24 protein-coding genes are annotated in these 24,579 nt (G+C 61.0%); 10 read left to right on the forward strand and 14 right to left on the reverse strand.

Annotated elements, in window-relative coordinates; translation table 11 throughout:
* Nucleotides 1–330 precede the first annotated feature (330 nt).
* Complete coding sequence (locus AB7M25_RS07110; RefSeq protein WP_429386228.1) at nt 331–816, reverse strand: GNAT family N-acetyltransferase; 486 nt, start codon at nt 814–816, stop codon at nt 331–333.
* Between the two features lie 141 nt (nt 817–957).
* Here AB7M25_RS07110 and AB7M25_RS07115 point away from each other — a divergent pair, with 141 nt between their 5' ends.
* The 3 genes from AB7M25_RS07115 (at nt 958) to AB7M25_RS07125 (ending at nt 3,031) form a co-directional block, all read left to right on the forward strand.
* Entirely contained in the window at nt 958–1,383 is a 426-nt protein-coding gene (locus AB7M25_RS07115) for a YybH family protein (RefSeq protein ID WP_007985193.1), read from the forward strand.
* Between the two features lie 66 nt (nt 1,384–1,449).
* On the forward strand, nt 1,450–1,794 hold the full coding sequence (locus AB7M25_RS07120; RefSeq protein WP_429386231.1) for a YciI family protein: 345 nt from the start codon (nt 1,450–1,452) through the stop codon (nt 1,792–1,794).
* Between the two features lies 1 nt (nt 1,795).
* Nucleotides 1,796–3,031 (forward strand): RNA polymerase sigma factor, encoded by a 1,236-nt coding sequence (locus AB7M25_RS07125; RefSeq protein ID WP_429386233.1) that lies wholly within the window; start codon nt 1,796–1,798, stop codon nt 3,029–3,031.
* 102 nt (nt 3,032–3,133) lie between these two features.
* On the opposite strand, the gene AB7M25_RS07130 is transcribed toward AB7M25_RS07125, so the two are convergent.
* Entirely contained in the window at nt 3,134–3,988 is an 855-nt protein-coding gene (locus AB7M25_RS07130) for a LysR family transcriptional regulator (RefSeq protein ID WP_429516556.1), read from the reverse strand.
* 90 nt (nt 3,989–4,078) lie between these two features.
* Between AB7M25_RS07130 and AB7M25_RS07135 the strand changes: the two genes are divergently transcribed.
* Nucleotides 4,079–4,510 (forward strand): multidrug/biocide efflux PACE transporter, encoded by a 432-nt coding sequence (locus AB7M25_RS07135; RefSeq protein WP_218478159.1) that lies wholly within the window; start codon nt 4,079–4,081, stop codon nt 4,508–4,510.
* A 140-nt stretch (nt 4,511–4,650) separates the two neighbouring features.
* On the opposite strand, the gene AB7M25_RS07140 is transcribed toward AB7M25_RS07135, so the two are convergent.
* Nucleotides 4,651–5,409, reverse strand: a complete 759-nt coding sequence (locus AB7M25_RS07140) for an SDR family NAD(P)-dependent oxidoreductase (protein WP_429386241.1) — start codon at nt 5,407–5,409, stop codon at nt 4,651–4,653.
* A 121-nt stretch (nt 5,410–5,530) separates the two neighbouring features.
* On the opposite strand from AB7M25_RS07140, the gene AB7M25_RS07145 reads away from it, so the two are divergent.
* Nucleotides 5,531–6,427: a LysR family transcriptional regulator gene (locus tag AB7M25_RS07145; RefSeq protein WP_429561082.1), complete on the forward strand. Its 897-nt coding sequence runs from the start codon at nt 5,531–5,533 to the stop codon at nt 6,425–6,427.
* A 103-nt stretch (nt 6,428–6,530) separates the two neighbouring features.
* Here the strand turns inward: AB7M25_RS07145 and AB7M25_RS07150 are convergent, their stop codons facing one another.
* The 4 genes from AB7M25_RS07150 to AB7M25_RS07165 all read right to left on the reverse strand — a co-directional run bounded on the left by AB7M25_RS07150 (nt 6,531) and on the right by AB7M25_RS07165 (nt 11,311).
* Complete coding sequence (locus tag AB7M25_RS07150) at nt 6,531–8,141, reverse strand: inorganic phosphate transporter (RefSeq protein WP_429386246.1); 1,611 nt, start codon at nt 8,139–8,141, stop codon at nt 6,531–6,533.
* A gap of 304 nt (nt 8,142–8,445) precedes the next feature.
* Complete coding sequence (locus AB7M25_RS07155; protein WP_454237109.1) at nt 8,446–9,468, reverse strand: transporter; 1,023 nt, start codon at nt 9,466–9,468, stop codon at nt 8,446–8,448.
* 201 nt (nt 9,469–9,669) lie between these two features.
* Entirely contained in the window at nt 9,670–9,978 is a 309-nt protein-coding gene (locus AB7M25_RS07160; RefSeq protein WP_102700541.1) for a PepSY domain-containing protein, read from the reverse strand.
* A gap of 208 nt (nt 9,979–10,186) precedes the next feature.
* A complete protein-coding gene (locus tag AB7M25_RS07165; RefSeq protein WP_454237110.1) occupies nt 10,187–11,311 on the reverse strand; it encodes a glycerophosphodiester phosphodiesterase in 1,125 nt (374 codons plus the stop codon).
* Between the two features lie 211 nt (nt 11,312–11,522).
* On the opposite strand from AB7M25_RS07165, the gene AB7M25_RS07170 reads away from it, so the two are divergent.
* Entirely contained in the window at nt 11,523–11,849 is a 327-nt protein-coding gene (locus AB7M25_RS07170; protein ID WP_116583291.1) for a DUF2025 family protein, read from the forward strand.
* Nucleotides 11,850–11,964: 115 nt separating this feature from the next.
* On the opposite strand, the gene AB7M25_RS07175 is transcribed toward AB7M25_RS07170, so the two are convergent.
* Nucleotides 11,965–12,288 carry an antibiotic biosynthesis monooxygenase family protein gene (locus AB7M25_RS07175; RefSeq protein ID WP_429516563.1) on the reverse strand — a complete coding sequence of 108 codons (324 nt, stop codon included), beginning with the start codon at nt 12,286–12,288 and terminating at the stop codon, nt 11,965–11,967.
* Nucleotides 12,285–12,992 (reverse strand): CTP synthase C-terminal region-related (seleno)protein, encoded by a 708-nt coding sequence (locus AB7M25_RS07180; RefSeq protein ID WP_429386258.1) that lies wholly within the window; start codon nt 12,990–12,992, stop codon nt 12,285–12,287. Before AB7M25_RS07180 ends, AB7M25_RS07175 begins: the two co-directional genes overlap by 4 nt.
* 15 nt (nt 12,993–13,007) lie before the next feature.
* Here AB7M25_RS07180 and AB7M25_RS07185 point away from each other — a divergent pair, with 15 nt between their 5' ends.
* Nucleotides 13,008–13,949 (forward strand): LysR family transcriptional regulator, encoded by a 942-nt coding sequence (locus AB7M25_RS07185; protein ID WP_454237111.1) that lies wholly within the window; start codon nt 13,008–13,010, stop codon nt 13,947–13,949.
* A gap of 6 nt (nt 13,950–13,955) precedes the next feature.
* Here AB7M25_RS07185 and AB7M25_RS07190 read toward each other — a convergent pair whose 3' ends face one another.
* Together AB7M25_RS07190 and AB7M25_RS07195 are read right to left on the reverse strand one after the other, a co-directional pair.
* Nucleotides 13,956–14,486 (reverse strand): DUF1003 domain-containing protein, encoded by a 531-nt coding sequence (locus AB7M25_RS07190; protein ID WP_429386264.1) that lies wholly within the window; start codon nt 14,484–14,486, stop codon nt 13,956–13,958.
* A 124-nt stretch (nt 14,487–14,610) separates the two neighbouring features.
* On the reverse strand, nt 14,611–15,222 hold the full coding sequence (locus tag AB7M25_RS07195; protein WP_429386266.1) for a TetR/AcrR family transcriptional regulator: 612 nt from the start codon (nt 15,220–15,222) through the stop codon (nt 14,611–14,613).
* 215 nt (nt 15,223–15,437) lie between these two features.
* Between AB7M25_RS07195 and AB7M25_RS07200 the strand changes: the two genes are divergently transcribed.
* Nucleotides 15,438–16,496, forward strand: coding sequence for an MBL fold metallo-hydrolase (locus AB7M25_RS07200; RefSeq protein WP_429386269.1), 1,059 nt, complete (start codon nt 15,438–15,440; stop codon nt 16,494–16,496).
* Nucleotides 16,497–16,640: 144 nt separating this feature from the next.
* Here the strand turns inward: AB7M25_RS07200 and AB7M25_RS07205 are convergent, their stop codons facing one another.
* Entirely contained in the window at nt 16,641–16,958 is a 318-nt protein-coding gene (locus tag AB7M25_RS07205) for a helix-turn-helix domain-containing protein (RefSeq protein ID WP_007978167.1), read from the reverse strand.
* 119 nt (nt 16,959–17,077) lie between these two features.
* The gene (locus AB7M25_RS07210) at nt 17,078–18,043 is read right to left on the reverse strand and encodes a hypothetical protein (RefSeq protein ID WP_454237112.1); all 966 of its coding nucleotides are present in this window, start codon (nt 18,041–18,043) and stop codon (nt 17,078–17,080) included.
* Nucleotides 18,044–18,305: 262 nt separating this feature from the next.
* Between AB7M25_RS07210 and AB7M25_RS07215 the strand changes: the two genes are divergently transcribed.
* Complete coding sequence (locus AB7M25_RS07215; protein WP_454237113.1) at nt 18,306–20,072, forward strand: SulP family inorganic anion transporter; 1,767 nt, start codon at nt 18,306–18,308, stop codon at nt 20,070–20,072.
* Nucleotides 20,073–20,223: 151 nt separating this feature from the next.
* Nucleotides 20,224–23,727 carry an alkaline phosphatase family protein gene (locus tag AB7M25_RS07220; protein ID WP_454237114.1) on the forward strand — a complete coding sequence of 1,168 codons (3,504 nt, stop codon included), beginning with the start codon at nt 20,224–20,226 and terminating at the stop codon, nt 23,725–23,727.
* Nucleotides 23,728–24,040: 313 nt separating this feature from the next.
* Here the strand turns inward: AB7M25_RS07220 and AB7M25_RS07225 are convergent, their stop codons facing one another.
* Nucleotides 24,041–24,550, reverse strand: coding sequence for a BRO-N domain-containing protein (locus AB7M25_RS07225; protein ID WP_454237115.1), 510 nt, complete (start codon nt 24,548–24,550; stop codon nt 24,041–24,043).
* Between the last annotated feature and the right edge of the window lie 29 nt (nt 24,551–24,579).

Genomic DNA, 24,579 nt, shown 5'->3' on the forward strand with positions numbered 1-24,579 from the left:
CGTGGTGGTAAGTCTGGGCATCGAACCGTTTGATATTAAAGCGTTTGTGATACGTGGTTTCTACCGTCCTCAGCATAACCGCGCGTCCGATCCGGTTAGGCGAGTAAGCGCTCGATCATTATCCGTACATATTCTCGCCGCTTGGCGAACTGTTGAGACTGTCGACGCCCACCGAACTGATCCCTATCAGTAGCGAGGCGCGGGCCATTGCCTGATATTTGTAGTTGAGAGAGCTGATCCGTTTGCTCAGTGCTCGTTTGGGTTGTGGGGAAGGTCGTAAATGGCTTTCAGCGTTTTCGGTTGATTAATCATCGTTCATCCTTCGACGAGTTAGAAAAACAGCCCCATCCGCCGCTCATAACCGATCCGACCCTTGTACGCCTCGCCGCTGTCGACAAAGCCGAACCTTTCGTACAGGGCGATGGCGGCGGCGTTGTCGGCATCCACCGACAGCTCCAGCCCCCGGATTTCCGGCCAGGCCAGGCGCGCCGCCTCGGGCAGCGCCTGCAGGCAGGCCTTGCCGTAGCCTTTGCCCTGGGCACGTTGATCGACCTGTAGCGCGTGTAGCGTGGCGCTGTGTTCATTGGCCCACGCAGGCAATACGGGTGGGCGCTTGAGCAGCAGGAAGGCAACTGGAACCGCATCGGCCAGCAGGGCAAATCCTTTGACCCCCGGGCCGGGCCTGGACAACAAGGTGTGCAATGCACCGTGGATATCACCGGAGAACTTTATCTGCTCCGGATGTACTTCAATGGCCTCGATCTGCTGGCGCTGCTGCGCATTCAGGCTTTCGTAAGGCACAAGTCGGGCTGTCACTGGAGTGTCCTTTTTCCAACATGAATAGAACCTCGGATTCTAGCGATTCTGGCCGTTTGGATTATTTTTATTTGTTCTGTCGATTCGCCGGATCGCCAGACGACTAAGGGTGTCTTCCAATAAAAACCACGGAGAACCACCATGAACTCGCAAACCCAGATCCATAATCTCATCGAGAACTATCGTCAGGCGGTCATGGCCAAGGACATTGAAAAAGTCATGGCCCTGTATGCCGATGACATCGTCTCCTTCGACGCGGTCAAGGCCCTGCAATTCAAAGGCAAGCCGGCGTATCGCGCGCATTGGCAGGCCTGCATGGAGATGTGCCCCGGCCCGCACATCTTCGAATTCCACGAAATCACCATCGAGCCATCCCAGGAAATTGCGTTCGCTCACTGGCTGGCCCATTGCGGTGGCACCAACGACAAGGGCGAAACCCAGGCCTGCTGGATGCGTGTCTCGCAGTGCTATCGACAGGAGGCGGGGTTGTGGCAGATCGTCCACGAACATTGGTCGGCGCCGTTCGACATGACCAGCGGTGCGACGCTGTTCGACCTCAAGCCCTGATCGTCGGGAAGCCGAGCCAGAATGCCAGTCAGCGACCATAGTTGATCGTTCGATAAGGAGAGCGTGATGAAGTACCTATGCCTGGTCTACAGCGATGAGCGCCTGCTGCATTCGCTACCGGAAAGCCCGAAGGACGATGAGTGCATGGCCTATGCCGAGTCGATCCAGGGCAGTGGCCGGATGGTCGCCGCCGAGGCGCTGGAGTCGGTGCAGACCGCCACCACCGTGCGCATGCGCAACGGCAAGCTGTCGATCACCGATGGTCCATTCGCTGAAACCAAGGAGCAGTTGGCCGGTTTTTACCTGATTGATGCCAAGGACCTCAACGAAGCCCTCCAGGTCGCCGGGAACATTCCGGCGGCCCGGGTCGGCAGTGTCGAAGTGCGCCCCGTTCGGCAGTTGAATCCTTAAGATGCCAGGGCTGCCGGTTCAGGCGCAGGTCGAGCGGGTCTATCGCGAAGAGTCGCGGCGCATTCTTGCGACCCTGATTCGTTTGCTCGGTGATTTCGACCTCGCCGAAGAGGCCTTGCACGAGGCGTTTTTCATCGCGGTCGAACGCTGGCAGCGTGACGGCGTACCAGACAATCCGCGGGCCTGGCTGGTGTCCGCCGGGCGCTTCAAGGCCATCGATGCCTTGCGCCGGCGCGCCCGTTTTGCCGCGTCGCAGCCCTTGCTGATCGCGCAGCTGGAGGCGTTGGAACAGGCAGACTGGAGTGATGAAGACGTGGAAGACGATCGCCTGCGGCTGATCTTCACTTGCTGCCACCCGGCCCTGGCGGCGGACGCGCAAGTGCCGCTGACACTGCGGGAAGTCTGCGACCTGACCACAGAAGAAATCGCCCGGGCCTTTCTCTCGGCCCCGGCCACCATCGCCCAGCGTATCGTGCGTGCCAAGGCGAAGATCCGCGACGCGAAAATCCCTTATCAAGTGCCGACGCTGGCTGAGTTGCCCGAGCGCCTGGACAGCGTATTACGGGTGATCTATCTGGTGTTCAACGAGGGGTACTCGGCGTCCATCGGCGCCGAACTGGTCCGCGAGGAATTGACCCGCGAGGCGATCCGTCTCGGCCGGTTACTGGTGGAGTTGTTGCCGGAGCCGGAGGTGATGGGCTTGCTGGCGTTGATGTTGCTGCACGAGTCGCGGCGTCCGGCCAGGACTTCGGCGAGCGGCGAGCTGATTGTGCTGGACGAGCAGGACCGTTCGCTGTGGGACGCCGGGTTGATCGCTGAAGGTTGCGCGCTGATCGAGCACGCGCTGGGCATGGGGCGATTCGGGCCCTATTGCCTGCAAGCGGCCATCGCGGCGGTACACGCCGAAGCCTCGACGGCGGGGGAAACCGATTGGCCGCAGATTGTCGGCCTGTATGACGTGCTGCTGCGGGCGGTGCCGTCGCCGGTGATCGAGTTGAATCGTGCGGCGGCGATTTCGCAACGCGATGGACCGCAGGCGGGGCTGACGCTGGTCGACGCCATTCTGGCGCGGGGCGAGCTGCAGGATTACCACCTGGCGCATTCGGCGCGGGCGGAGTTTTGTCGGCAACTGGGTCGCAAGCAAGAGGCGCGGGCGGCGTGGGAACGGGCACTGGGGTTGACCCGGCAAGAGCCGGAGCGGCGGTTTATCGAGGCGCGGCTCAAGGCGTTGGAGTGATGTTGTATGTGATGGCCTCTTCGCGGGCAAGCCCGCTCCCACAGGTCTTGTGAGCGCCACCATTCCCTGTGGGAGCGGGCTTGCCCGCGAATGGCCGCGCCGCTATTCCAGCATCTTGCCCAGCAACCAGCTCCCCGCCGGCCCGGGCGGATTGAGCCGCGACCACAACGCATCCACCGACACCGTTTTCGGCCAGCCGCGCACCACCAGTTCCTGCAGGGTGCCGGGCCCGAAGCGCTCCACCAGCCAGCGGGGCAACGGCGCCCAGCCGAATCCGCCCTGGGCCATTTCCAGCAGCATCAGATAACTCGGCGCCGACCAGACGCGACCCTTCGCCCGACTTTCATAGGGATTGATGATGGTGGCCAGGCGCAGTTCGCGGTGTTGCTGCAGTACGTCCTGATCGACGTATTCCAGCTTTGCCAGCGGGTGGGCAGGGGACACGAACAGGGCGATTTCCGTGCGCTCGTCCACCGTCGAACTGACCAGGTCCGGCGGGTAGCTGTCCTGCATTTCGGCGAAGGCAATCTGCGCCCGGCCGCTTTGCACCAGCGACACCAGGTCATCGCACTCGGCGATCAGGCATTCGAGCTCCAGGTCGGGATAACGCTGCTCGAAGGCACTGAGTGACGCCTCGAAACGGTCCGACTGATAGGTGTCGGACAGCGCCACCGTCAGCTTCGCTTCCACCCCTTGGGACAGTTGGCGGGCGGTCATTTCCAGACGACTGCTGGCGGCCAGGATGTCTTCGGCCCGTTGCAGCATGACGCGTCCGGCCGGGGTCAGCCCGGGCTTGCGGCTGCTGCGGTCGAACAGCGTCAGGTTGAGGTCGATTTCCAGGCTGGCCACCGCCGCGCTGATGGTCGACTGACTGCGGCCCAGCTTGCGCGCCGCGGCGGAAAACGAGCCTTGGGTCGCGGCTTCGACAAACGCCAGCAACACTTCGTGAGAAGCCATGAACTATCGCCTTGATCGATGGTTATTGGTTATGAAGTATCGGTGTGATGACAGATCATGGCAACCACAGTCACTCAAGGGAGTTCGGCCATGAGCGCCAACAAATCCATTACTGAACGTATTTTCCAGGCCATCGGCTTTGAACTGCTGGCCATCCTGATCTGTACCCCGCTGCTGGCCTGGATCATGAAGAAGCCGATGCTGGAAATGGGCATGGTCACCGTCCTCATCGCCGCCCTGGCCCTGGCCTGGAACGTGGTCTTCAACGGTATGTTCGACCGGGTGCTCAAGCGTCTCGCCATCGCCCACAACGCCTGGGTCCGCGTGGTGCATGCGCTGTTGTTCGAAGGCGGTCTGGTCGCGCTTGGCGTGCCGCTGATTGCCTGGTGGCTGAATGTCAGTCTGTGGCAGGCGTTCTTGCTGGATATCGGCGTGTTGCTGTTCTTCCTGCCGTATACCTACGTGTACCACTGGGTGTATGACGTGGTTCGGGAGCGGGTGGTGCTGCGCCAGGTTTGCTGACAAACGCTTTTGTGGCGAGGGGGCTTGCCCCCGTTCGGCTGCGAAGCAGTCGCAAAAAGCTTGGGACCGCTTCGCGCTCCAACGGGGGCAAGCCCCCTCGCCACAGAGATTGTGTTTGGTCTGATGTTTAACAGTAAGCCTTACAAAAACATCCCCCCCGACGCCTCGATGCGCTGGCCATTGATCCACTGGCTGCCCGGCGCGAGCAGCAGTGCAATCGCGGCGCCGATGTCATCCGGCAAGCCGGCGCGACCCAGGGCGGTGTTGTTCGCCACCAGGGAGTTCAACCCGGGGTTGTCGCGCACGGCGCCACCGCCGAAATCGGTTTCAATCGCGCCGGGTGCGAGGATATTCACCGCGATGTTGCGTGCCCCGAGTTCCTTGGCCTGGTAGCGGGTCAACACTTCCATCGCACCTTTCATCGCCGCGTAGGCGCTGTGGCCCGGCAGGCTGAAACGGGTCAGGCCACTGGAAATGTTGATGATGCGCCCGCCGTCATTGAGCAATGGCAACAAGCTCTGCGTGAGGAAAAACGGCCCCTTGAATTGGATGTTCACCAACAGGTCGAACTGTTCGACGGTGGTGTCGACGAAGTTGGCGTGCAGGCCGATCCCGGCGTTGTTGATCAGAAAATCGAAACCCTCGCGCTCGTACTGGCTGCGCAGGACCTTCGCGACTTCGCTGGCGAAGGCGCTGAAGCTTTCACTCCGGGCAACGTCCAGTTGCAGCATGACGGCGCGACCGCCCAGGCTTTCGACCTCGGCCACCAGTGCCTGGGCCTCATCGACGCGGCTGTTGTAGGTGCCGATGATGTCGATGCCTTGGGCAACCAGGTGCAGGGCGGCGTTTTTGCCGAGGCCGCGGCTGGCGCCGGTGATCAGTGCGATTTTACGGTTCATGGGACTTCCTCAGGTGCAGTGGGCGGTTGATGTGAGGAAGTTTATTTATCCGAACAGAGGTGATAAACAGAGTGAAACCGGAATCACTGGTCGGATAAACCGAACAATAAAGAGCGGGCTGATGAACAAACTGGAATTGCTGCGCACCTTTGTCCGGGTCAGCGAGATGTCGAGTTTTACCCTCGCCGGAGAAAGTCTGGGGCTGCCCAGATCCACGGTGTCCGAGCATGTGCAGGCGCTGGAGGCATTGCTCGGCACCCGGCTGTTGCAGCGCACCACGCGCAAGGTCCAGGCGACCCAGGATGGCCTGGTGTTGTATGAGCGCAGCAAGGACCTGTTGTCGCACATGGACGAAATCGAGGGCTTGTTTCGCCAGGACGAGGCGTCGCTGGTGGGGCGCATTCGCATCGACCTGCCGAACATTCTCGCCCGTCGCGTGGTCATGCCGCGCCTGCCGGCGTTCATGGCGCAGCACCCGCTGCTTGAGCTGGAAATCAGCAGCACCGACCGTCGGGTCGATCTGCTCGCCGAAGGGTTCGATTGCGTGCTGCGCATCGGCGCCCAGCCGGATCAATCGGTGGTGGCGCGACACCTGTGTGACTTCACCATGGTCAATTGCGCCAGCCCTGCGTATCTGCAGCGCTATGGCGTGCCCGAGCGACTGGAGGATCTGGCACAGCATCGGCTGGTGCATTACGTCGGCGTTTTGGGTGCGCGTTCGGAAGGCTTTGTGTACGTCGACAAGGGGCAGGTGCAGCGACTGCCGATGGTCGGCAGTGTCACGGTCAACAGCACCGATGCCTATGAGGCCGCCTGCCTGGGTGGTTTCGGCCTGATTCAGGCGCCGAGAATGGGCATGCAGCAATACCTGCAAAGCGGTGAACTGGTCGAGGTGTTGTCGACGTTCAATGCGCCGTCCATGGAGGCGTCGCTGCTCTATGCCCGGCAGCGGCATTTGCCGTTGCGGGTGAGGGTGTTCATGGATTGGCTGGGGGAAGTGATCCGCTCGGAAACCTGATACAAGGCTTTTTGTGAGAGCGGGCTTGCTCGCGAAAGCGGTCTGACATTCAGCATCGATGTCGACTGACACGCCGCCTTCGCGAGCAAGCCCGCTCCCACATTCAGAACAACTGCGTGAACAACCAGTACAGGCTGCCCGACAGCAGGATCGCCGCCGGCAAGGTCAGCACCCAGGCCATCAGCAGGTTGCGGATGGTCTTCATCTGCAGGCCGCCGCCGTTGGCGACCATGGTCCCGGCCACGCCCGAGGACAGCACGTGGGTGGTCGACACCGGCAGGCCGAACATGTCGGCGGCGCCGATGGTCAGCATCGCCACGGTTTCCGCCGAGGCGCCCTGGGCGTAGGTCAGGTGGGTCTTGCCGATTTTCTCGCCGACGGTCACCACGATGCGCTTCCAGCCGACCATGGTGCCCAGTCCCAGGGCGATGGCCACGGCGATTTTCACCCACAGGGGAATGAAGCGCGTGGAGTTGTCGATCTGTTGCTTGAACAGTTGCAGCTTGCTGCTGGTGTCGGTGTCGAAGTTGCCGACCTTGTTCTTGTCCATCAGGCGAATGGTTTCGCTGGTCAGGTACATGTCGTTACGCACGTTGCCCACGGCCTCGGCCGGGACTTTCGACAGCGAGCCATAACCCTTGACCTGGGCGCCGATGCTGCCAGTCAGTGCAGCGAGCGCTGGCACCAGGAGCGGGGTCGCTTCCTTGCTGCGCACGTAATCGGACAGTACCGAGCGCGGGTCGGCTGGCGTTGGCAGCGGGGCAGCTTTGACCAAGGCTTGCTGGGTGACTTCGGCGACCGCCGCGAACTGCAAGGCCTGATCGGCCGGCATGGTGCGGTTCAATGCGTAAGCCATGGGCAGTGTGCCCACCAGAATCAGCATGATCAGGCCCATGCCTTTCTGGCCGTCGTTCGAACCGTGGGCAAAGGACACGCCGGTGCAGGTGACGATCAACAGGCCGCGAATCCACCATGGCGGCGGGGTCTCGCCCTTGGGCTCCTTGTACAGCGCACGATTCTTGACGAACGCGCGCAGGGCCAGCAACAGCAGCGCGGCGCAGCCGAAGCCAACCAGCGGCGAGAGCAGCAGCGCGTAACCGATCTTGGTCGCTTGCGCCCAGTCCACGCCGCTGGTGCCGTCGCGGCCGTGCATCAGGGCGTTGGCCACGCCGACACCGATGATCGAGCCGATCAGAGTGTGCGAGGACGACGCCGGCAGTCCCAGCCACCAGGTGCCGAGGTTCCACAGGATGGCGGCGATCAGCAGGGCGAAGATCATCGCGAAACCGGCGGACGAGCCGACTTGCAAAATCAGCTCCACGGGCAGCAGGGCGATAATGCCGAACGCCACCGCGCCGCTGGACAGCAACACCCCGAGGAAGTTGAAAAAGCCGGACCAGACCACCGCCACGTTCGGCGGCAGCGAGTGGGTGTAGATCACCGTGGCCACCGCGTTGGCGGTGTCATGGAAGCCGTTGACGAACTCAAAGCCCAGGGCGATCAAAAGCGCCACGCCGAGCAGCAGGAATGGCGTCCAGGTGGTCACCACCGTGCCGAGTTCGTTCATGTCGTGCATCAGGCTGTAGGCGGTAAACAACAAGCCGATGGCCAGCACGGCAAAAAACACCACGAGGGTGATCAGGCCGGGCTTCTTGTCGAGTTGCGGTCTGGCGCTACTGGCCGGTGCCGGGGCGGTGAAGGAGGGCGTAGCCATCACGGACATTCCTGAGGAGGGAGGTGTACCGGTGATAATCGTTGCCAACTGTTACAGGGAGGCTGCTCTGGATCAGTGTTTGGTTTTTTGCAGGGCCGCTGATCCAAATTTTCATACATTGCCTGAAGGCTGTGCAAAACCCTGTGGCGAGGGGGCTTGCCCCCGTTCGGCTGCGGAGCAGGCGTAAAACGATTGAGTGCGGAATGTCCGAAGAAACCGGTTAGCAGGATTTGGGGCGGCTGCGCCACCCAACGGGGGCAAGCCCCCTCGCCACAGTTGATCAGTGTCAGGAGAGGACGGGGAATCAATAATCCTGCTGCTTACGAAACGCCCAGCGTCCGGCAATCACGGTAAAGGTCGCGACCAGCGCCACCAGGATCCAGAAACCTTCCGGGTCACCGGCCAGTGGAATGCCGCCAACGTTCATGCCGAAAAAACCGGCAATGATGTTGATCGGCAGTGCCAGCACCGTCACCACTGTCAGGGTGAACAGCGTGCGGTTGGTTTGTTCGTTGATGTTGGCGGCGATCTCTTCCTGCAACAGCTTGATCCGCTCACCCAGCGCCGTGAGGTCGTTGATGATCAGTGCAAACTCCTCGGTGGATTTGCGCAGCTCCTTCACGTCTTCCTTTTGCAGCCATTGCGGTGGCCGGTTGAGCAGGCGCAGCAACGAGCCTGGCTCCAGCGCCAGCAGCCGTTGCAAACGCACCAGTACCCGGCGATTGGCGCCCAGTTCGGCGCGGTTGGTCGACAGGCGCGAGGAGAGCAACTCGTCTTCGATCTGGTCCACGCTCTGGCTGGTCTTGCGCACGATCTGGGTCAGCACTTCACCCTGGTCGCGCAGCAGATGCACCAGCAGCTCCAGCGGGGAGCGAAAGCATTCCCGGGCCTTCACCGACGAGCGCAATTTGTCCACCGAGTGCAGCGGTTGCAGACGGGCACTGATGATCAGCCGGCTGTAGGCGCATACCCACAAGGTCGAGACATCCGACGAGACCAGGTTGCTGAGGTTGAATACCACGTCGTTGACCACCGCCAGCAACGCCGAGTCGACATGCTCGATGCGCGTCGAGCGCGAGCCTTCGTGCAGCGCCTCGAAAAATTCCTCGGGCAATTCCAGATGGCTTTTCATCCAGCGCTCGCACGCGGCATGGGCGAGGTTCAGGTGCAGCCAGAGAAACTGTTCGTCGCTTTCCGGTTGTTGCAGGTACTGCAAGGCCTCGGCGGAGTTGATTTCCCGACCGGCCTCACCGGGGCGAAAACTGAAACCGTAGAGCAGGCCGAACAGATCCGTGTCGCGATGGCTTTGATCGATGCTGTGGTTCATGAGGACTCGCAAGGGGAGGCGCCTGTCGCGTGTTTTACAGGTTCACTTGAGCGGCATCATCGCAAGCGCCGATGACTTTTTCGTGACGCCAGTAGTGTCGGCAACCACGCCGGGCTCGCTGGTCAGCTCGTGCGCCTGATCAATCATCCAGACGCAAAAAAGCCGCACGACTTTCAAATCGTGCGGCTTTTGCTGGGTGCATCAGTCGTCTTGTTTGTTCTTCAGGACTTCGCCGGTGGCGGCGTTCAAATCCACGTCCCATTCAACATTGCTGGCGTCACGCAGTTCGACTTCGTACTCGTAGATAGTGGAGTGTTTGTCCAGGTCGCTGTCGGTGATGGTGGCGCCCGGGTGCAACTTCAACACGATCTGGTTCAACTCTTCCAGCGGCTTGATCTTGCCTTCCTTGACCAGTTGAGGGATCTGGTCGACAGGCACATCTTTAGCCTGGGCCAGACCCGCAGTGAGCATCAGGGTCGCAGCGGTGAACAGAGCAGTCAGGGTCTTCATGGGCTTCTTTCCTTGGTTAAGTCGTTTAAGTGGAATCAGGTTAGTCGTAGCAACTTAATTCATCCTTAAAACCCGCTACCTGTCCTGCATCAACGCCTGTGGGAGCGTGGCTTGCCCGCGAAAGCGGAGTGTCAGTCAACGTTGATGTTGAAGCTGATGGCCTCTTCGCGAGCAAGCCCGCTCCCACAGGGTTTTGCGCGACTCTGGATCAGTAGCCGTTGTTCTGAAGCACCTGCGCCACACTCGCCGCCGGACGTTTATAGAACTTCAACAGCTCGCTGGCGCGGTTGGTGAAGATCCCGTCGACGCCGACGTCCATGACTTTCTGGTAGTCCACCGCATCGTCGATGGTGTAGACGTGCACCAGCAGGCCCTGATCGTGGGTGTACTGGTTCATCCAGGGTTGCACCAGGTCTGAGTAACTCTGGTCGCCGCCCTGGGTCAGTGCGGCGGACGGGCCGGTGCCGATGGCGCCCTGAGCCTTGGCGTAGTCGACCCAGCGCTGGAATTCGGCTTTGTCCTTCGGTTGTTGTTTGGCGTAGTAAGCGGCTTTATCTTTTTCGCCGGACTCGGCAAAGGTCACCTTGGACTTGGGCTCGATACTGCCTTCACCGACCCACAGCAACAGGATTTTCGGCACCTTCGGCATTTCCTTTTGCAGCAGTTCGAGACTGCTCTTCTCGAAGGTCTGCAGGACCACCTTGCCGTTGCCCTGGCCAACCGCCAGCGCGCTGTTCGCCGGTTTCGATTCGCTCGGGTTCAGCCAGCCACGGGCCTGGAGTTTTTCCTTGAGGTCGCGTTCGATGCCGGGAAACTGCTTGGGCTCCTTGGTCTCGATGTACAGCCCGGGCTTGTGCTGGGCGCTGCCCTCGGCGATGTCGATGATTTCATCAAGGGTCAGAATCTTCAGGCCGGCGAAAGCAGGACGCGCACGATCCGGGTAGGCGGCATTGAACCAGCTGCCCGCATCCAGGGTTTTCAACTCGGCCATGGTGAATGCATTGGCCGGGCTGTCCTTGCGCTCGGGGAATTTGCTGGCGACGTCGGTCGTGCGTTGCAGGTTGTTGTCGTGCAGGGCGAACAGCACGCCGTCCTTGCTGCGCTGCAGATCCAATTCCAGGTAATCGGCGCCCAGGTCGCGGGCCGTCTTGTAGGCCGCGGCGGTGGATTCCGGCGCATCGAAAGACGCGCCACGGTGGGCGATCACCGCCGGGTGCGGAATGCCCAGGCGAGTCGCCAGTTCCGTGGGACCGGGTTCGCTGGCGGCCTGTGCCTGGCCGAGGCCTAGCAGCAGGCTCAACAACAGGGCGCTTTTCGTAAAGGTTACGGGCATGGTCGAGATCCTTTCGCAATGAGTGAGCGGTCCCTTTTAACAACTGATCTTTGCAGACGCTATCGCGAGACCGACATAAATCTGCCTGAAGCTGATTTTCGTCAGCACTTTTGTGCGCCCGTTTGCAGTACGCTGGGGCCCTGCAATTTCCCCGGCAGAGGGAAACGCAGGCCCTGCGTGTAAACCAACGATCACCATTGCGGGGTTTACCATGCGCATCACTTCCCAGCTCATCTGCCAGGCGGCCGACCAACTCAAAGGCTTCGTCGGCCTCAACCGCAAGACCGGCCACTACCTCGTGCGCTTCAGCGAAGATTCCTTCGGCATGGACGTGGCGGACGACGGCATCATCCCGACCAGCGAATTCGTCTGGGGCGCGGGGCCTGGGCAGGCCATGACGCTCAAGCGCGAATTGATCCAGTTGTTGCTGGACCAGAACATCGATGACCGGATCAACATCACCGAGCCGTTGCGGGTGTATATGAATCGGCGGGAAGTGCCGGAGATATCGGCGGTTCGCAGCCTTGTTCAGGGTTGAGTTTTTGTGGTGACTGTTCTGGCCTCTTCGCGGGCAAGCCCGCTCCCACAGGTTGTCATCAATCCCTGTGGGAGCGGGCTCGCCCGCGAAGACGGCCTCAAGAACACCGCATCATTTACAGACTGAACCCGTAGGCCCGCTCAACCCGACACACCCGCGTATGACACCGCGCATACCAGGTCGAACGCCCACGCTCGCGAATCGCCGTATGCTCTGGATGCTGCTTCCACGCCAGAATTGCCGCCTCACTGGCCCAATACGACACGGTTATTCCCAGCCCCTCCTCACCCCGAGCCGATTCCACGCCGAGAAACCCCGGCTGTTCACGGGCCAGTTCCAGCATCCGTGCGGCCGCTTCGGCATAACCCTGATCACCCTCGGTGCGCAGCGAAGTGAAGATCACCGCGTAATAAGGCGCCGTTGGCGTATCCGCGATCATGACGAGCGCCCCGCACAGGCTTCGACAAAGGCGCCAACCAGCGGCGGCAAGACACCCGCGAGTGCCGCCCGCTCGGGTTGAAACAAGGTCGCGACAAAGAACGGATGGCCGCTGAGTTCGACCGCGCGCAGTCCCTGTTGCGAATCGTGGCCGACGGCGTGCAGCTCGCGCTGGAGCAGCTCCCCTTCGAACTGCGGATTCACCCCATAGCGACAGCGATAGCCTTCACGAATCTCGGCGCTTTCGTACGCCTGTGCGATCAACGAGCCTTCAGCCAGCTGAATGGAATCGACGGCCTCGACCAGCGCGCACGACAGTGGCGTCAGCAGCGCCCGTGCTGCATCGGGCGTCGTCTCGCCGTGTTCGGCATCCGACCAGCCCAGCACATTGCGCGCATATTCCAGCACCGCGTGTTGAAAACCGCCGCAGGTGCCGAGGAACGGTCGCCGTTGTTCGCGGGCAAAACGGATCGCCAGCAGAGCACCGTCCATGTGGCGATACGGACTGGCCGGTACGCACCAGAAACCATCGAACGGGGGCAGCGGTGTCTCGGCGTGGATTTTATCCGTGGCCAGCCATTGCCATTGCACGTTCAGGCCGCTGTGTTCAGTGACCATTTCAAGGGCTAGGGGAATGGCCTGGTGGGCGGTGACTTGCGGGTCGTAGTCGCCGATCAGGGCGATGCGAATCGGAGGGTTTTCCATGTGGGGCCTCTGCACTTGTTGATTCCTGAGGCCCACTATAGATTGGCGTTCACGCACTCAATATTGGCGTTTTCCCAAGTGATCAATGCAGTGACGCACTATCGACTGGACTACCCGGACCTGGCCCTGATCCTCGCATTGGTGCGCGGCGGCTCTCTGGCCCGGGCCGCGCAGCTGTTGAAGGTGGACGTCTCGACAGTGTTTCGAGCGGTGCGCCGGCTGGAGGCTGCGCTGGGTCAGCACTTGTTCGAAAAAAGCCGCGCCGGTTACCTGCCCACCACCCTGGCGCAGTCACTGGCCGAGCAGGCCGAGCGCGCTGAACAGGCGCTGGAGGCGGCGCGCATCGGTGTGGAGCAGGGCGGTGAAGTGATCAGCGGCATCGTGCGCCTGACCTGTACCGATTCGGTCCTGCAAGGTTTGCTGTTGCCGGCGCTGGCGCAGTTCATGCCGAACTATCCGGCGCTGACGCTCGAACTCAGCACGTCCAATGATTTTGCCAACCTCAGCCGCCGGGATGCCGATATCGCCCTGCGCCTGACCCGCACGCCACCGGAGCATCTAGTAGGACGGCGACTGGCGGATATTGCCTACCGCGTCTGCGCCAGCGAGCGATACCTGCAATCGGTCACCACCACAGACCTGGCCTCATTGACCTGGATCGCCCCGGATGACTTCCTGCCGGATCATCCGACCGTGACCTGGCGTCGTCAGGCCTTGCCGGGCGTAACGCCGGGTTACCGTTGCAACAGCATGCTGTCGGTTACCGAGCTGGTCAGGGCGGGGCTGGGTGTCGCGGCGTTGCCGGGCTTCTTGATCGGCGAGGGATTACGCCCGTTGGGCGAGCCCTTGCACGGATACGACACCGCGCTGTGGCTGCTGACCCGTCCCGACTGCCGCGCCTTGCGCTCGGTGGTCACCTTGTTCGATGAGCTGGGGCGGGCGCTGAAACTGCCGTGAAACCGTTCAAGGCTGTGGCTTGTCCTTGGGCACGAACTGCTCATGCATTTGCGTCGTCAGGTTTTCGATGCGCTCGGTGAGGGCCTTGGTCATCTCCGTGAGGCGGGTGTTCTGCTCAAGCAGCTCCATCAGTTGCGCGGTATTTTTCGCGGCTTCCGCCTGCCGCTCACTGTTGGCGGTCGCCAGCGCTTCGCGGTGCTGCGCATCGGCATCGGATTGGGCTTTGTCCCGCGCGGCCTGACGCGTCTGGGCCAACAGAATCAAAGGCGCGGCATAGGCCGATTGCAGGCTGAACGCCAGGTTCAGCAGGATGAACGGGTACGCATCGAAGTGGGTGACACCGAACAGGTTGAGGCACACCCAGACCACCACGATCAGCGTTTGGGCGCCGAGAAAGGTCGGGGTACCGAAGAACCGCGCAAAGGCTTCGGCGCGCAGGGCGAACTTGTCATTGCCAAAGGTCGGCGCCAGATGGGCGTGATGGCGATGGAAACGCAGGTGATCGACGGGGGCGGCGGTTTCGTGGCTGGTGGTCATGATGCTCTCTGTCTGGCGCTGGGACTGAAGCTCACTATAGCCTCAGCACCGGTTTCATTCTGAAACACATGTGCCATTCAAATCAGAGCCGTCCATCCTTCGGCATCGCCATTGACCTTGTCATTTATTGCAACTGATAGCAGGCCAGAAACATGTCCAGCGCGGACTCGGCTACCTGGCGTTGTTCTTCGGGCGACAAGCCAGGCTTGCCCATGGAAATCTGCGGCCAGAAGGCAAACGACTTGAGCAGCCCCTGCACCTGCTGTGCGGCAAAATCAGGGGCAATGGCTTTCAATCGACCGTCGGCCTGTGCGGCCCGAATCCACACCGTCAGCCCTTCTTCGCGCTCGCCCATTCGCGCCACCATATCCTGCGCCCGCTCCGGGGAATGAATCGTCGCCGCTATCGCCACCCGGGCCAGATCGAGAAAATTGTCATCGCCCAATATTTGCAGCTTGGCCATCAGCAATACGCGCAATTGGTCGCGCAGCGGCAGGTCGGGACGGTAGGCCGTTTCCTGTTCTGCCGTCACCCGGATCCATAACTGATTGAGGATCTCGGCGAACAACTCTTCCTTGCTGGGAAAGTGGTTGTACACCGTGCGCTTCGACACACCGGCAGTTGCCGCAATCCTGTCCATGCTGGTGATCTCAAAACCGTTGTCACGGAACTCGTTGATCGCGGCTTGAATGATCGCTTGGCGTTTTCGGTCGGTGAGGCGCTGTGGAGCTGTCATAAGTACGCTTCGGCAGGAAGAAAATGGAAATTACACTCAGCAGTTTACTTGTCATCGACTTTGATGCAACCTAGAAACTACACTGTGCAGTGTAATGTTTTGTTAATCCTGCCCGGTAAAAATAGAAAGTCCGGCTGATGCGTGCGTGCCTTGGCCATTTATCGTCCCAAAACGGAGAATCGCGTCAAACGCGGTTTTTCTGGAGTCATTCAGTCATGGCCAATTCAAACTCCCCGGCGGACAACGCCTCCACACCTGAAGCGTCCCGACAGGCTCAAGGCCAGTATCAGAACTTCACGCCGGTTCAACGTTTAAGCTTTGGCAAAACCATGGGCATCCTGTGGAACGCGTTGTTCCACAAACCGCAAAACACCCGCCCCAGCGCCCCCGTCCCGGTGCAAGCCCTGACGCAAGCCGCGCTGATCGCAGCGCCCAACCACAGCGTCTATCGCCTGGGCCACTCCACGGTGCTGCTCAAGTTGCGCGACAAATTCTGGATCACCGATCCGGTCTTCGCCGAGCGCGCTTCGCCCGTGCAATGGGCCGGCCCCAAGCGTTTCCACCAGCCACCGATCAGCCTGGAGGAATTGCCACCGATTGAAGCGGTGATCCTGTCCCACGACCACTACGATCACCTGGATCATGCGGCTGTGTTGAAACTCGCGGACAAGACCAAACACTTCCTGGCCCCGCTGGGCGTAGGCGACACCCTGATCAAGTGGGGCATCGCCCCCAGCAAAGTCCGCCAACTGGACTGGTGGCAAGGCACGGAAGTCGAAGGCATCCGGTTCATCGCCACCCCATCGCAACACTTCTCCGGCCGTGGCCTGTTCGACAGCAACAGCACCCTCTGGGCCTCGTGGGTGATGATCGACGCTGACACGCGCATTTTCTTCAGTGGCGACAGCGGCTACTTCGACGGCTTCAAACGCATCGGCGAACAGTACGGCCCATTCGACCTGACCCTGATGGAAACCGGTGCCTACAACGTCGACTGGCCGCACGTGCACATGCAACCCGAACAAACCCTGCAAGCCCATATCGACCTCAAGGGCCGCTGGCTGCTGCCGATCCACAACGGCACCTTCGACCTGTCGATGCACGCCTGGTACGAACCCTTCGATCGCATCCTGGCCCTGGCCTGGGAACGCAACGTATCGATTACCACACCGCAGATGGGGGAGGCGTTCAATTTGATGCATCCGCAGCGGGGTGGGGCGTGGTGGTTGGCGGTGGAAGGGGAGAGTGAGCGGGGGGTGGTGCAGAACGCGTAGTGTGCTGGGCCCTGTAGGAGCGAGCTTGCTCGCGATGGACTCAAGGACACCGCGTTTATCCAGGATTTGCGCGTTATCGTTAACGTCCATCGCGAACAGGCTCGCTCCTACAGGGGGCCATTTATCGTCAATCGGTGGATTGGCTCACTCCACCATCGCAAAATCTGCCCGCCCAACCGGATTTGGCGTCGACCCTTTCACATTCATCCCCCGCCCCGGCGCAAACCCGGGGAAGAACACCAACCCTTCCGATTCGAACCGATAGGCCAGCGCCAGGCGCGTGACATCCAGTACCTCCTGGCGCGCCTCGAAGCGTTGAATGGCCTCCACCGAGACTCGGGATTCGCGCGACAGCTCTTCCACACTCCAGCCCAGCATCGCTCGGGCCTGGGCGCAGTGGGCCGGGGTGAATTGGAAGAGGGCGATACGTTCCAGGGTGATTTTCATCGCTTGAGAGGCCATGGTGTTCTCCGGGCTCGAGAGTGTTGGTCAAAATATACTGTGTTTTTGTACAGTTGTTTTGAGCCCGGATCAAACGCAATTTTTGATTATTCTTTTCAGGCAGACGAACGGCACTGCACTTATTTGTCCGCCAACCCCGGCGCTTCCCGCACAATAAAGTGATCCAGATTCTCGATGTTGGCACTGAACACCCCGAACGTCTGCTTGGGGTTCTTCTTGCTCGGCACCTGCTTCAGCTCAGGCGTCACGCCATAAAAGAAGCAGTACAACTCATGCCCGCTCTCGATGGCATGCTTGATTTCTTCCAGGAACGCCTTGCGCTTGCGGTAGCTGTCGATCAGCTTTTTGCTCAGGTAGATATTGACCGAGTAAGGCCTCTTTTCGAACCAGACCTTCTTCTCGAAATCGATGCGAAAGCTCTGGGTATAGTCCTTGATCTCCTTGACCTTGCCCCAGTAAATCAGCCCCTTGTTGTCCTGCAGGTATTCGATCTTCTTGAAAAACGACCCATAAGGCGCGGTGTGCTCGCCAATCTTCAGCGGCATGCGCTTGAGCAAATCCTTGTCGTCGAAGTTCGATACGAAACACTCCACCGGGTGGGCGAAGACGCTGGTCTTGTCCGGGGCCGACTCCCTGCCCGGTTGCTCGACGTTACGGTTCACCAAAGGTGGTGGCGACTCATCCCGCCCCCCGTCCGCCGCAACCTTCGGGCTGGACGGCTTACGCACATACTCACGCCGGGTCAGTAACAATTCCGACGGGAAATGTTCCTCGCGGCTGTCATCCGTTTCCGCCTCATCCACACCCGACGCCGGCGTTTTCAAGCTGACATAAGGGCAGCCCTCGACATGCCGCGTACTCGGCAAGTTCTTGAAGTGCGGGGTGCGCACGTAATTCACATTCTTCGCGTTGAACGTGCCCAACTCGTTGGCCGTATCGAACGCCAGGCGACAGGCATCGTTGGGGCACTGGAAGTGTTCCCTGGTGGAGTCGAAATCCATCGTCTCGTCGAAATTCAGATCCCGAACGTCGTAGATCGACAACTTGTCGTTGAGGCTGAGGCAGTAGGCGAGGTCGAATTTCATGTCGGCTTCCAAGTCCTTTAGGTGAACAGCTTCCAGTGATGGCGCAATCGAAGCAATAGCTACACTGAGATCACTTCGATATCGCCGAGCCTGCACAGTCCATCAACGAGGGAGTGCTCCATTGTAGGAGCGAGCTTGCTCGCGATGGTCGTTAACGATGCCGCGTATTTACTGACTAAACGCGGCGCTCTTGAGTCCATCGCGAGCAAGCTCGCTCCTACAAAATTTTAAATGAACAGCATTACATCAACGAGGGCGGTTAATGAGCCATTCAGATGCTTCGCCCCCTCACCCGGAGCCTGGCCGCATAGCCCGCCGGGACGAACAGACCGGTTGGCGTCGCTGGCTACCGGGATTGGGCGTGCTGCGCGAATACCAATGGGCGTGGTTGCGTTACGACATCGTGGCCGGCCTGGTGTTGACCACGATGCTGGTGCCCGTCGGTATCGCCTACGCGGTGGCATCGGGCGTGCCCGGCATTTATGGCCTCTACGCGACCATCGTTCCGCTGCTGTTCTATGCCCTGTTCGGCCCCAGCCGGATTCTGGTGATGGGGCCGGATTCCTCCCTGGTGGCCGTCATCCTCGCCGTCATCATTCCACTCTCCGGCGGCGACCCGCAGCGTGCCGTCGCCCTGGCGGGGATGATGGCGATCGTCTCGGGAGCGGTGTGCATCCTGGCCGGCATGGCGCGCCTGGGTTTTATCACCGAGCTGCTGTCCAAACCGATCCGCTACGGCTACATGAACGGCATCGCACTGACCGTATTGATCAGCCAGTTGCCCAAACTGTTCGGTTTTTCCATTGAGTCCGACGGCCCATTGAGAAACATATGGGCCATCGCCTCGGCGCTGATGGAAGGAAAAGTCAACTGGACCACCTTCACGGTAGGCGGGCTCACCCTGGCGGTGATCCTGCTACTCAAAAGATGGCCGCGACTGCCGGGCATCCTGATCGCCGTGGTCGGCGCGACGGTCGCCGTGGGAGTCCTCGACCTGGCGACACGCGCCGGTGTGTCGGTCCTCGGTTCGCTCCCCCAAGGCTTGCCCGGGTTCGCCATCCCCTGGATCACCACCGCCGACATCGTCCCGGTGGTGATCGGCGGCTGCGCCGTCGCACTGGTCTCGTTCGCCGACACCAGCGTGCTCTCTCGTGTCTATGCGGCGCGGACCCGAACCTACGTCAACCCGAACCAGGAAATGGTCGGCCTCGGCATCGCCAACCTGGCGGCCGGACTTTTCCAGGGCTTCCCGATCAGCAGCAGCTCGTCGCGTACGCCCGTGGCCGAAGCCGCCGGCGCCAAAACCCAAATGACCGGCGTCGTCGGCGCACTCGCGGTTGCCTTGCTGCTGGTGGTAGCACCGGACCTGCTGCAACATCTACCGTCCAGCGCCCTGGCGGCGGTCGTGATCGCCTCGGCCATCGGCCTGATCGAAATCACCGACCTGCGCCGGATCTATCGCATCCAGCGTTGGGAATGCTGGCTATCGATCGTCTGCACGATCGGCGTGGCCGTGTTCGGCGCGATCGAGGGCATCGGCCTGGCCATCGTGATCGCAATCATCGAATTCCTCTGGGACGCGTGGCGCCCGTACTCCGCCGTATTGGGCCGCGCCGACGGGGTCAAGGGCTACCACGACATCAAACGCTACCCCGACGCGTCCCTGATCCCCGGCCTGGTCCTGTTTCGCTGGGATGCCCCCTTGTTCTTCGCCAACGCCGAACTGTTCAGCGACCGCGTACTGGACGCCGTCGCGGCATCGCCCACACCCGTGCGCTGGCTGGTGGTCGCGGCAGAGCCGGTGACCAGCGTCGACGTGACCTCCGCCGACATGCTCGCGGAACTGGACGACACCCTGCACGCGGCAGGTATCGAGTTGTGCTTTGCCGAGATGAAGGACCCGGTGAAGGACAAGCTGAAGCGGTTTGGGTTGTTAGCGCGGTTGGGGGAGACGGCGTTTTTTCCTACGATTGGGGCGGCGGTGGATAGTTATGTGGCGATGTATTCGGTGGATTGGCTGAAAGGATAGGTGCTCCCGCCATTGGACAAGCCCCCATCGCCTGACTAGCGTTGTCTGGCAGATCGAATCGCCGCATGCCTCATATTGTCCAGCCATCCAAGCCTTGATTGCGGTGAAACCCGAGAGGTCGAAATCGAGACTTCACATCAAGGAGCGCACCATGCCGAACAACTGGCCCGACGGAATTGAGCACGTTGTCGTATTGATGATGGAAAACCGATCATTCGATCATTTGCTGGGGGATTACACCCGTATCAACCCTGCGTGTGACGGTATCAACCGCAATGCACCCAGCACCAATCCGCTAAAGCTGGCCAATGGCAATTCGACGGTCATCACCCAGGCGTCGGAGTTCCCGGAAAACTACAACCTGTGGGCGCCGCCGCCCCCTCTGCCTCCGGCGCTGCCACCGAGCAACAGTGAGGGTTTCGACCTTGGCCATGAGTTCGTCAACGTAGAGACGCAGCTGGGCGTCTCCTTCAAGACCAGCCCGGCCAATCCCAAGCTCGATGGTTTTGCCCAGGACGCCTACGACAAGGCCCGCAAGGACCTGAAGGTGTACAAAACCTGGTCGCAGTCCATGGCCCAACGGGCGATGAACTACATCCCGTTCGGCGCTAAGCCGGCCGACGATACGTTGCCGGCCATCCACGGGCTGGCGCGCAATTTCACCGTGTGTGATCGCTGGTTTTCCTCGGTGCCAGGCCCGACCTGGCCGAACCGTTTCTTTGCCATGCTTGGCAGTTGCAATGGCCACTTGCTGATGCCCTCGACTGGCACGGTGCTGGCCGGCATCAAAAGCCTGATCGCACAGTTCGGCGGCGAGAGTATTTTTTCGCTGCTGCGCAGCAACGGCCACGACGCGCGTATTTACTCTGACGGCGCGGTTCCGCTGGCGGCGCTGGTCAAGGGTGGTTTGCAGCACCTGAGCATCGAGGCCTTCAAGTCGGACGTCGCCGCTGACAAACTCCCCGAACTGTCCTGGATCGAGCCGAGCTATGGCCTGCTCAACGGTAAACTCGGGCCAAACGTGTCCCATCATCCACCGGAGGACCTGCGCTTTGGCGATCAGTTTGTCGGTGAGGTGTTCAACGCCTTGTCGGCCAACACCACTGTCTGGAACAAAACCCTGTTCGTGCTGCTGTACGACGAACACGGCGGTTTCCACGACCACGTGGTGCCGCCGACTTGCGTGGCGACAGGTTCAACGGTCGATGTGCCCTGGAAAAATCCCTTCACCCGCCTCGGCGTTCGTGTTCCGGCGATCCTGGCTTCGCCGTGGCTCAAGCCCGGGTTGATTCCCTGGACGGGCAACGTCCAGGCGCAGCATTACGATCACACCAGCCTGCTGGCGTTTCTTTGCGATCACTTCAAATTGCCACGCAGTGCCCTTGGCCCACGGGTGATTGCGGCGCAGCACTTCGGCAATGCGCCTATCTGGCGCGCTGCACCGGGCGTAACGGCTGCGCCGACATTGGCGGCCACCGTGGTGCCAAGTCGTGCCGGGTTGCCATTGATCGAGTCCGAACTGGCGACCCAAAGTCGGCAGGTGGTGGACAGCGTTACCGGTTACCTCGACGGCCTCGATCCCGAGCAGATCTGGAAGAGCAGCGCCAAATGGGTCAGCGGTTTTCTCGGCAATCGCAGCCGAGCCTTGGCAGATCCGGCTCAGGCCGCGCTGACACCCGCCGCGCCCAGTGCCGACAGCCTGGAGGCGAAACTGCGGCGCTTGCAGGATTTGATGGTTACCGCCCAAGGGCAAGCGGTTCCGCCGATTGCGGCGCCTGCCAGTAAAGCCTTGGCAGAACCAGGGTTGGACGTCGCGCCAACGCGGCTGCGCATCCTGTGCCTGCCCGGAGTGGGGTTCAGCCGGGCAACGGGCGGTCAGGGTGGCATCGATGCGAACTGGCAGGAGCAATGGCGCACATTGATCCGCAATCAACTGGCGCAGAACGGTCGGTTCATTGATGACCAGGACATCGAATTTCTGTCTTTCGATGACCAACTCAAGGAAGGGCCGGACTTCGCCCAGATCACCCGAGGCCTGGCGATGCTGAGGGCCGACGCAAGCAGCAAGGCCGACGAGAATTTCGGCAGTTGGGGCCTGCCGGTCAATCAGATGTTGCGCATCACGGTGGGCGCCATCGTGCAGTGGATCGAAGACGCCGAGTTGCGCACGGCGTTGACTCAACATCTGCTGGCGAAGATCGAGGCATTCAATCCGCAGATCATCTTCGCCCAAGGCCTGGGCAGCCTGATCGGCTACGACGCCCTGCGCCGGTCAGTGGTGAAAAAAGGTTCGGCGCTCAAGCGCATCGATGGCCGCGTATTCGTCAGCTTCGGTTCACCGATCGCACTGCCGCTGGTGATGCGCGAAGTGTGGGGCGGGCGGGTCCTGCGCCTGAGCGAAAACGGCCGAGGTATCCGCCGCTGGTTCCACCTCTACAACCCCAACGACGGCTTGCTGAGCCGGCCGATCACCTCGCCGGATTCAGCGCGGGTCGACCTGCAAACCGAGTTCAGCGTGCCACTGCGTGATGACCTGCTCGACCTCAATCACGCCGCCCAGGCCTACTTGTCGTCAGCCACCAGCCAGACCGGCCTGTGGCCACAACTGGCCCGCGACGTGGTGGCCGCGCGGGCACTGGAAGTGCCGGCGTTCCTCTCCCGCAGCGGCCAACGCAAACGCCGCGCCCTGGTGGTCGGCATCAACGATTACCTCGACCCGAGCGCACGCCTCGACGGCTGCATCAACGACACCTACCTGATCAGCCGCATGCTCCAGGAAAGCGGTTACGACGCCGGCGACATCCGCTTGCTGCACGACGCCCGAGCGACCCGGGCCAACTTCGTCGAGCGCCTCGAATGGCTGGTGGAAGGCGCCCGCGCCGGCGACGAGCGCGTGTTGTTCTACTCCGGCCACGGCACCCAGTTGCCGGTCTACAGCAGCAGCGGCGAAGCCGACTGCATGGACGAAACCCTGGTGCTCCACGACTTCGACTGGGACGACGAAAGCACCCACTTCACCGACAAACTGTTCCGCCAGTTCTACAGTCACCTGCCATTCGACCCGGACGGCCACGGCGCCAAGCTCACTGTCATGTTTGACTGCTGCTACGCCGGCGGCATGACCCGCGGCAACGGCCGCGTGCGCGGCATCACCCCACCCAGCGACATCCGCCACCGCATGCTGCGCTGGGACCCCTACGCCGGCGACTGGGACCGCCGCGTCTACGCCGTCGACACCGACCGCCGCGACTTCAGCGAACAAGACAACAAAACCCGCGGCCTCACCCGCACCCGCACCACCCAAGGCGCCGCCACCGGCCTGCGCCCCGAGAAAAAAGCCCAACTGCTGCGCCAGGGCAAACTCTATGGTCACCATGGGCCCTACATGCCACTGATGCTCTATGCCGCGAGGGAAAATGAAAAAGCCAGTGAGTATGAGGTGGGGTCGAACAGCTATGGGGCGTTCACTTATGCCTTGGTTGAGCAACTGCGCAAATTGCATCAGGAGGATGCGACGTTGGGGTTTGATCAGTTGATTGAGCGGGTGGGGAGTGTGCTGAGTGCGAGGTCGTTGGGGCAGACGCCGGAGATTGTTGGGCCGAGTGGGGTGAGGGCGGCGGTGTGTCCGTGGCGGATTAGTGGGTTGGGGAAATGATGCTTTAGCGTTATCGCGGGCAAAGAAAAGGGCCGCTGAAAAATCCAGCGGCCCTGATAACACCAACGTTCCCAAGTCAGCCGCCGACCCCCTGCGGGAGCGAGCTTGCTCGCGATTCGCAAGATCAACACGACAACCAAGCTAGCCACCAACCTTGTGGCGAGGGGGCTTGCCCCCGTTGGGCTGCGAAGCGGCCCCAAATGCTGCAACTTGGGAGCATCAGACATGCCAACCTCTGCGGATTGACGACTGCCAGCGATAAGAATTTGGCTATCTAAAACTCAGGCAGCCAATTTTCTATATGAGCGAAAAATCAGTACCCACGAATCACTCGTGAAGCCTTCCGCCACCACGATTCACGCCGATTGAATGGATCATCCGCCAGAACACACGGCATATCCCGTAACCGAATCCACGGCTCATCCTGCCAATGCAACATGCAGAGCGACATCTTCGGCCAATCAAGCAAACTCAACGTCGGGCGCTCCACCGTTCGCGAAGGCCGCGCATCACGCAGCGCAGGCACCACCTGATGAGTCAGCCACTCTCGCAGCAATCGATTCTCAGGGCAGTAGTGATAAATCAACAGCGCATACACACCTGACTCGCTCACCATCAAACGCTCTTTAGCGGCGCCATAGAGGTTGATGAGCATCAATTGCCTCTGGTCCGCATCGAGCTTGCGCGTCACGCGCTCATCAAGATGTTTGCCCATAAGTCGCCCGAGATCATGCGCACAGAACCAAGCCTGGTTCTCCAAAAGAAGGGCATGCAAGTGAACGTTGTGACGAGTGAACTGGGTGGGTTTGAGTGATTCAGGCATGGCGGGCCCCCTGGAGCGGAAGCGCGTGG

The organism is Pseudomonas sp. AP3_22 TE3818 (assembly GCF_053628995.1).

Coding starts and splice junctions, on each gene's coding strand:
- AB7M25_RS07165 (WP_454237110.1), bottom strand. CDS start 11,311: ATGCCCGTAACCTTTACGAAAAGCGCCCTGTTGTTGAGCCTGCTGCTA.
- AB7M25_RS07195 (WP_429386266.1), bottom strand. CDS start 15,222: ATGACAGCTCCACAGCGCCTCACCGACCGAAAACGCCAAGCGATCATT.
- AB7M25_RS07200 (WP_429386269.1), top strand. CDS start 15,438: ATGGCCAATTCAAACTCCCCGGCGGACAACGCCTCCACACCTGAAGCG.
- AB7M25_RS07210 (WP_454237112.1), bottom strand. CDS start 18,043: ATGAAATTCGACCTCGCCTACTGCCTCAGCCTCAACGACAAGTTGTCG.
- AB7M25_RS07150 (WP_429386246.1), bottom strand. CDS start 8,141: ATGGCTACGCCCTCCTTCACCGCCCCGGCACCGGCCAGTAGCGCCAGA.
- AB7M25_RS07120 (WP_429386231.1), top strand. CDS start 1,450: ATGAAGTACCTATGCCTGGTCTACAGCGATGAGCGCCTGCTGCATTCG.
- AB7M25_RS07140 (WP_429386241.1), bottom strand. CDS start 5,409: ATGAACCGTAAAATCGCACTGATCACCGGCGCCAGCCGCGGCCTCGGC.
- AB7M25_RS07135 (WP_218478159.1), top strand. CDS start 4,079: ATGAGCGCCAACAAATCCATTACTGAACGTATTTTCCAGGCCATCGGC.
- AB7M25_RS07180 (WP_429386258.1), bottom strand. CDS start 12,992: ATGGAAAACCCTCCGATTCGCATCGCCCTGATCGGCGACTACGACCCG.
- AB7M25_RS07215 (WP_454237113.1), top strand. CDS start 18,306: ATGAGCCATTCAGATGCTTCGCCCCCTCACCCGGAGCCTGGCCGCATA.
- AB7M25_RS07170 (WP_116583291.1), top strand. CDS start 11,523: ATGCGCATCACTTCCCAGCTCATCTGCCAGGCGGCCGACCAACTCAAA.
- AB7M25_RS07160 (WP_102700541.1), bottom strand. CDS start 9,978: ATGAAGACCCTGACTGCTCTGTTCACCGCTGCGACCCTGATGCTCACT.
- AB7M25_RS07220 (WP_454237114.1), top strand. CDS start 20,224: ATGCCGAACAACTGGCCCGACGGAATTGAGCACGTTGTCGTATTGATG.
- AB7M25_RS07130 (WP_429516556.1), bottom strand. CDS start 3,988: ATGGCTTCTCACGAAGTGTTGCTGGCGTTTGTCGAAGCCGCGACCCAA.
- AB7M25_RS07155 (WP_454237109.1), bottom strand. CDS start 9,468: ATGAACCACAGCATCGATCAAAGCCATCGCGACACGGATCTGTTCGGC.
- AB7M25_RS07125 (WP_429386233.1), top strand. CDS start 1,796: ATGCCAGGGCTGCCGGTTCAGGCGCAGGTCGAGCGGGTCTATCGCGAA.
- AB7M25_RS07225 (WP_454237115.1), bottom strand. CDS start 24,550: ATGCCTGAATCACTCAAACCCACCCAGTTCACTCGTCACAACGTTCAC.
- AB7M25_RS07145 (WP_429561082.1), top strand. CDS start 5,531: ATGAACAAACTGGAATTGCTGCGCACCTTTGTCCGGGTCAGCGAGATG.
- AB7M25_RS07175 (WP_429516563.1), bottom strand. CDS start 12,288: ATGATCGCGGATACGCCAACGGCGCCTTATTACGCGGTGATCTTCACT.
- AB7M25_RS07190 (WP_429386264.1), bottom strand. CDS start 14,486: ATGACCACCAGCCACGAAACCGCCGCCCCCGTCGATCACCTGCGTTTC.
- AB7M25_RS07205 (WP_007978167.1), bottom strand. CDS start 16,958: ATGGCCTCTCAAGCGATGAAAATCACCCTGGAACGTATCGCCCTCTTC.
- AB7M25_RS07115 (WP_007985193.1), top strand. CDS start 958: ATGAACTCGCAAACCCAGATCCATAATCTCATCGAGAACTATCGTCAG.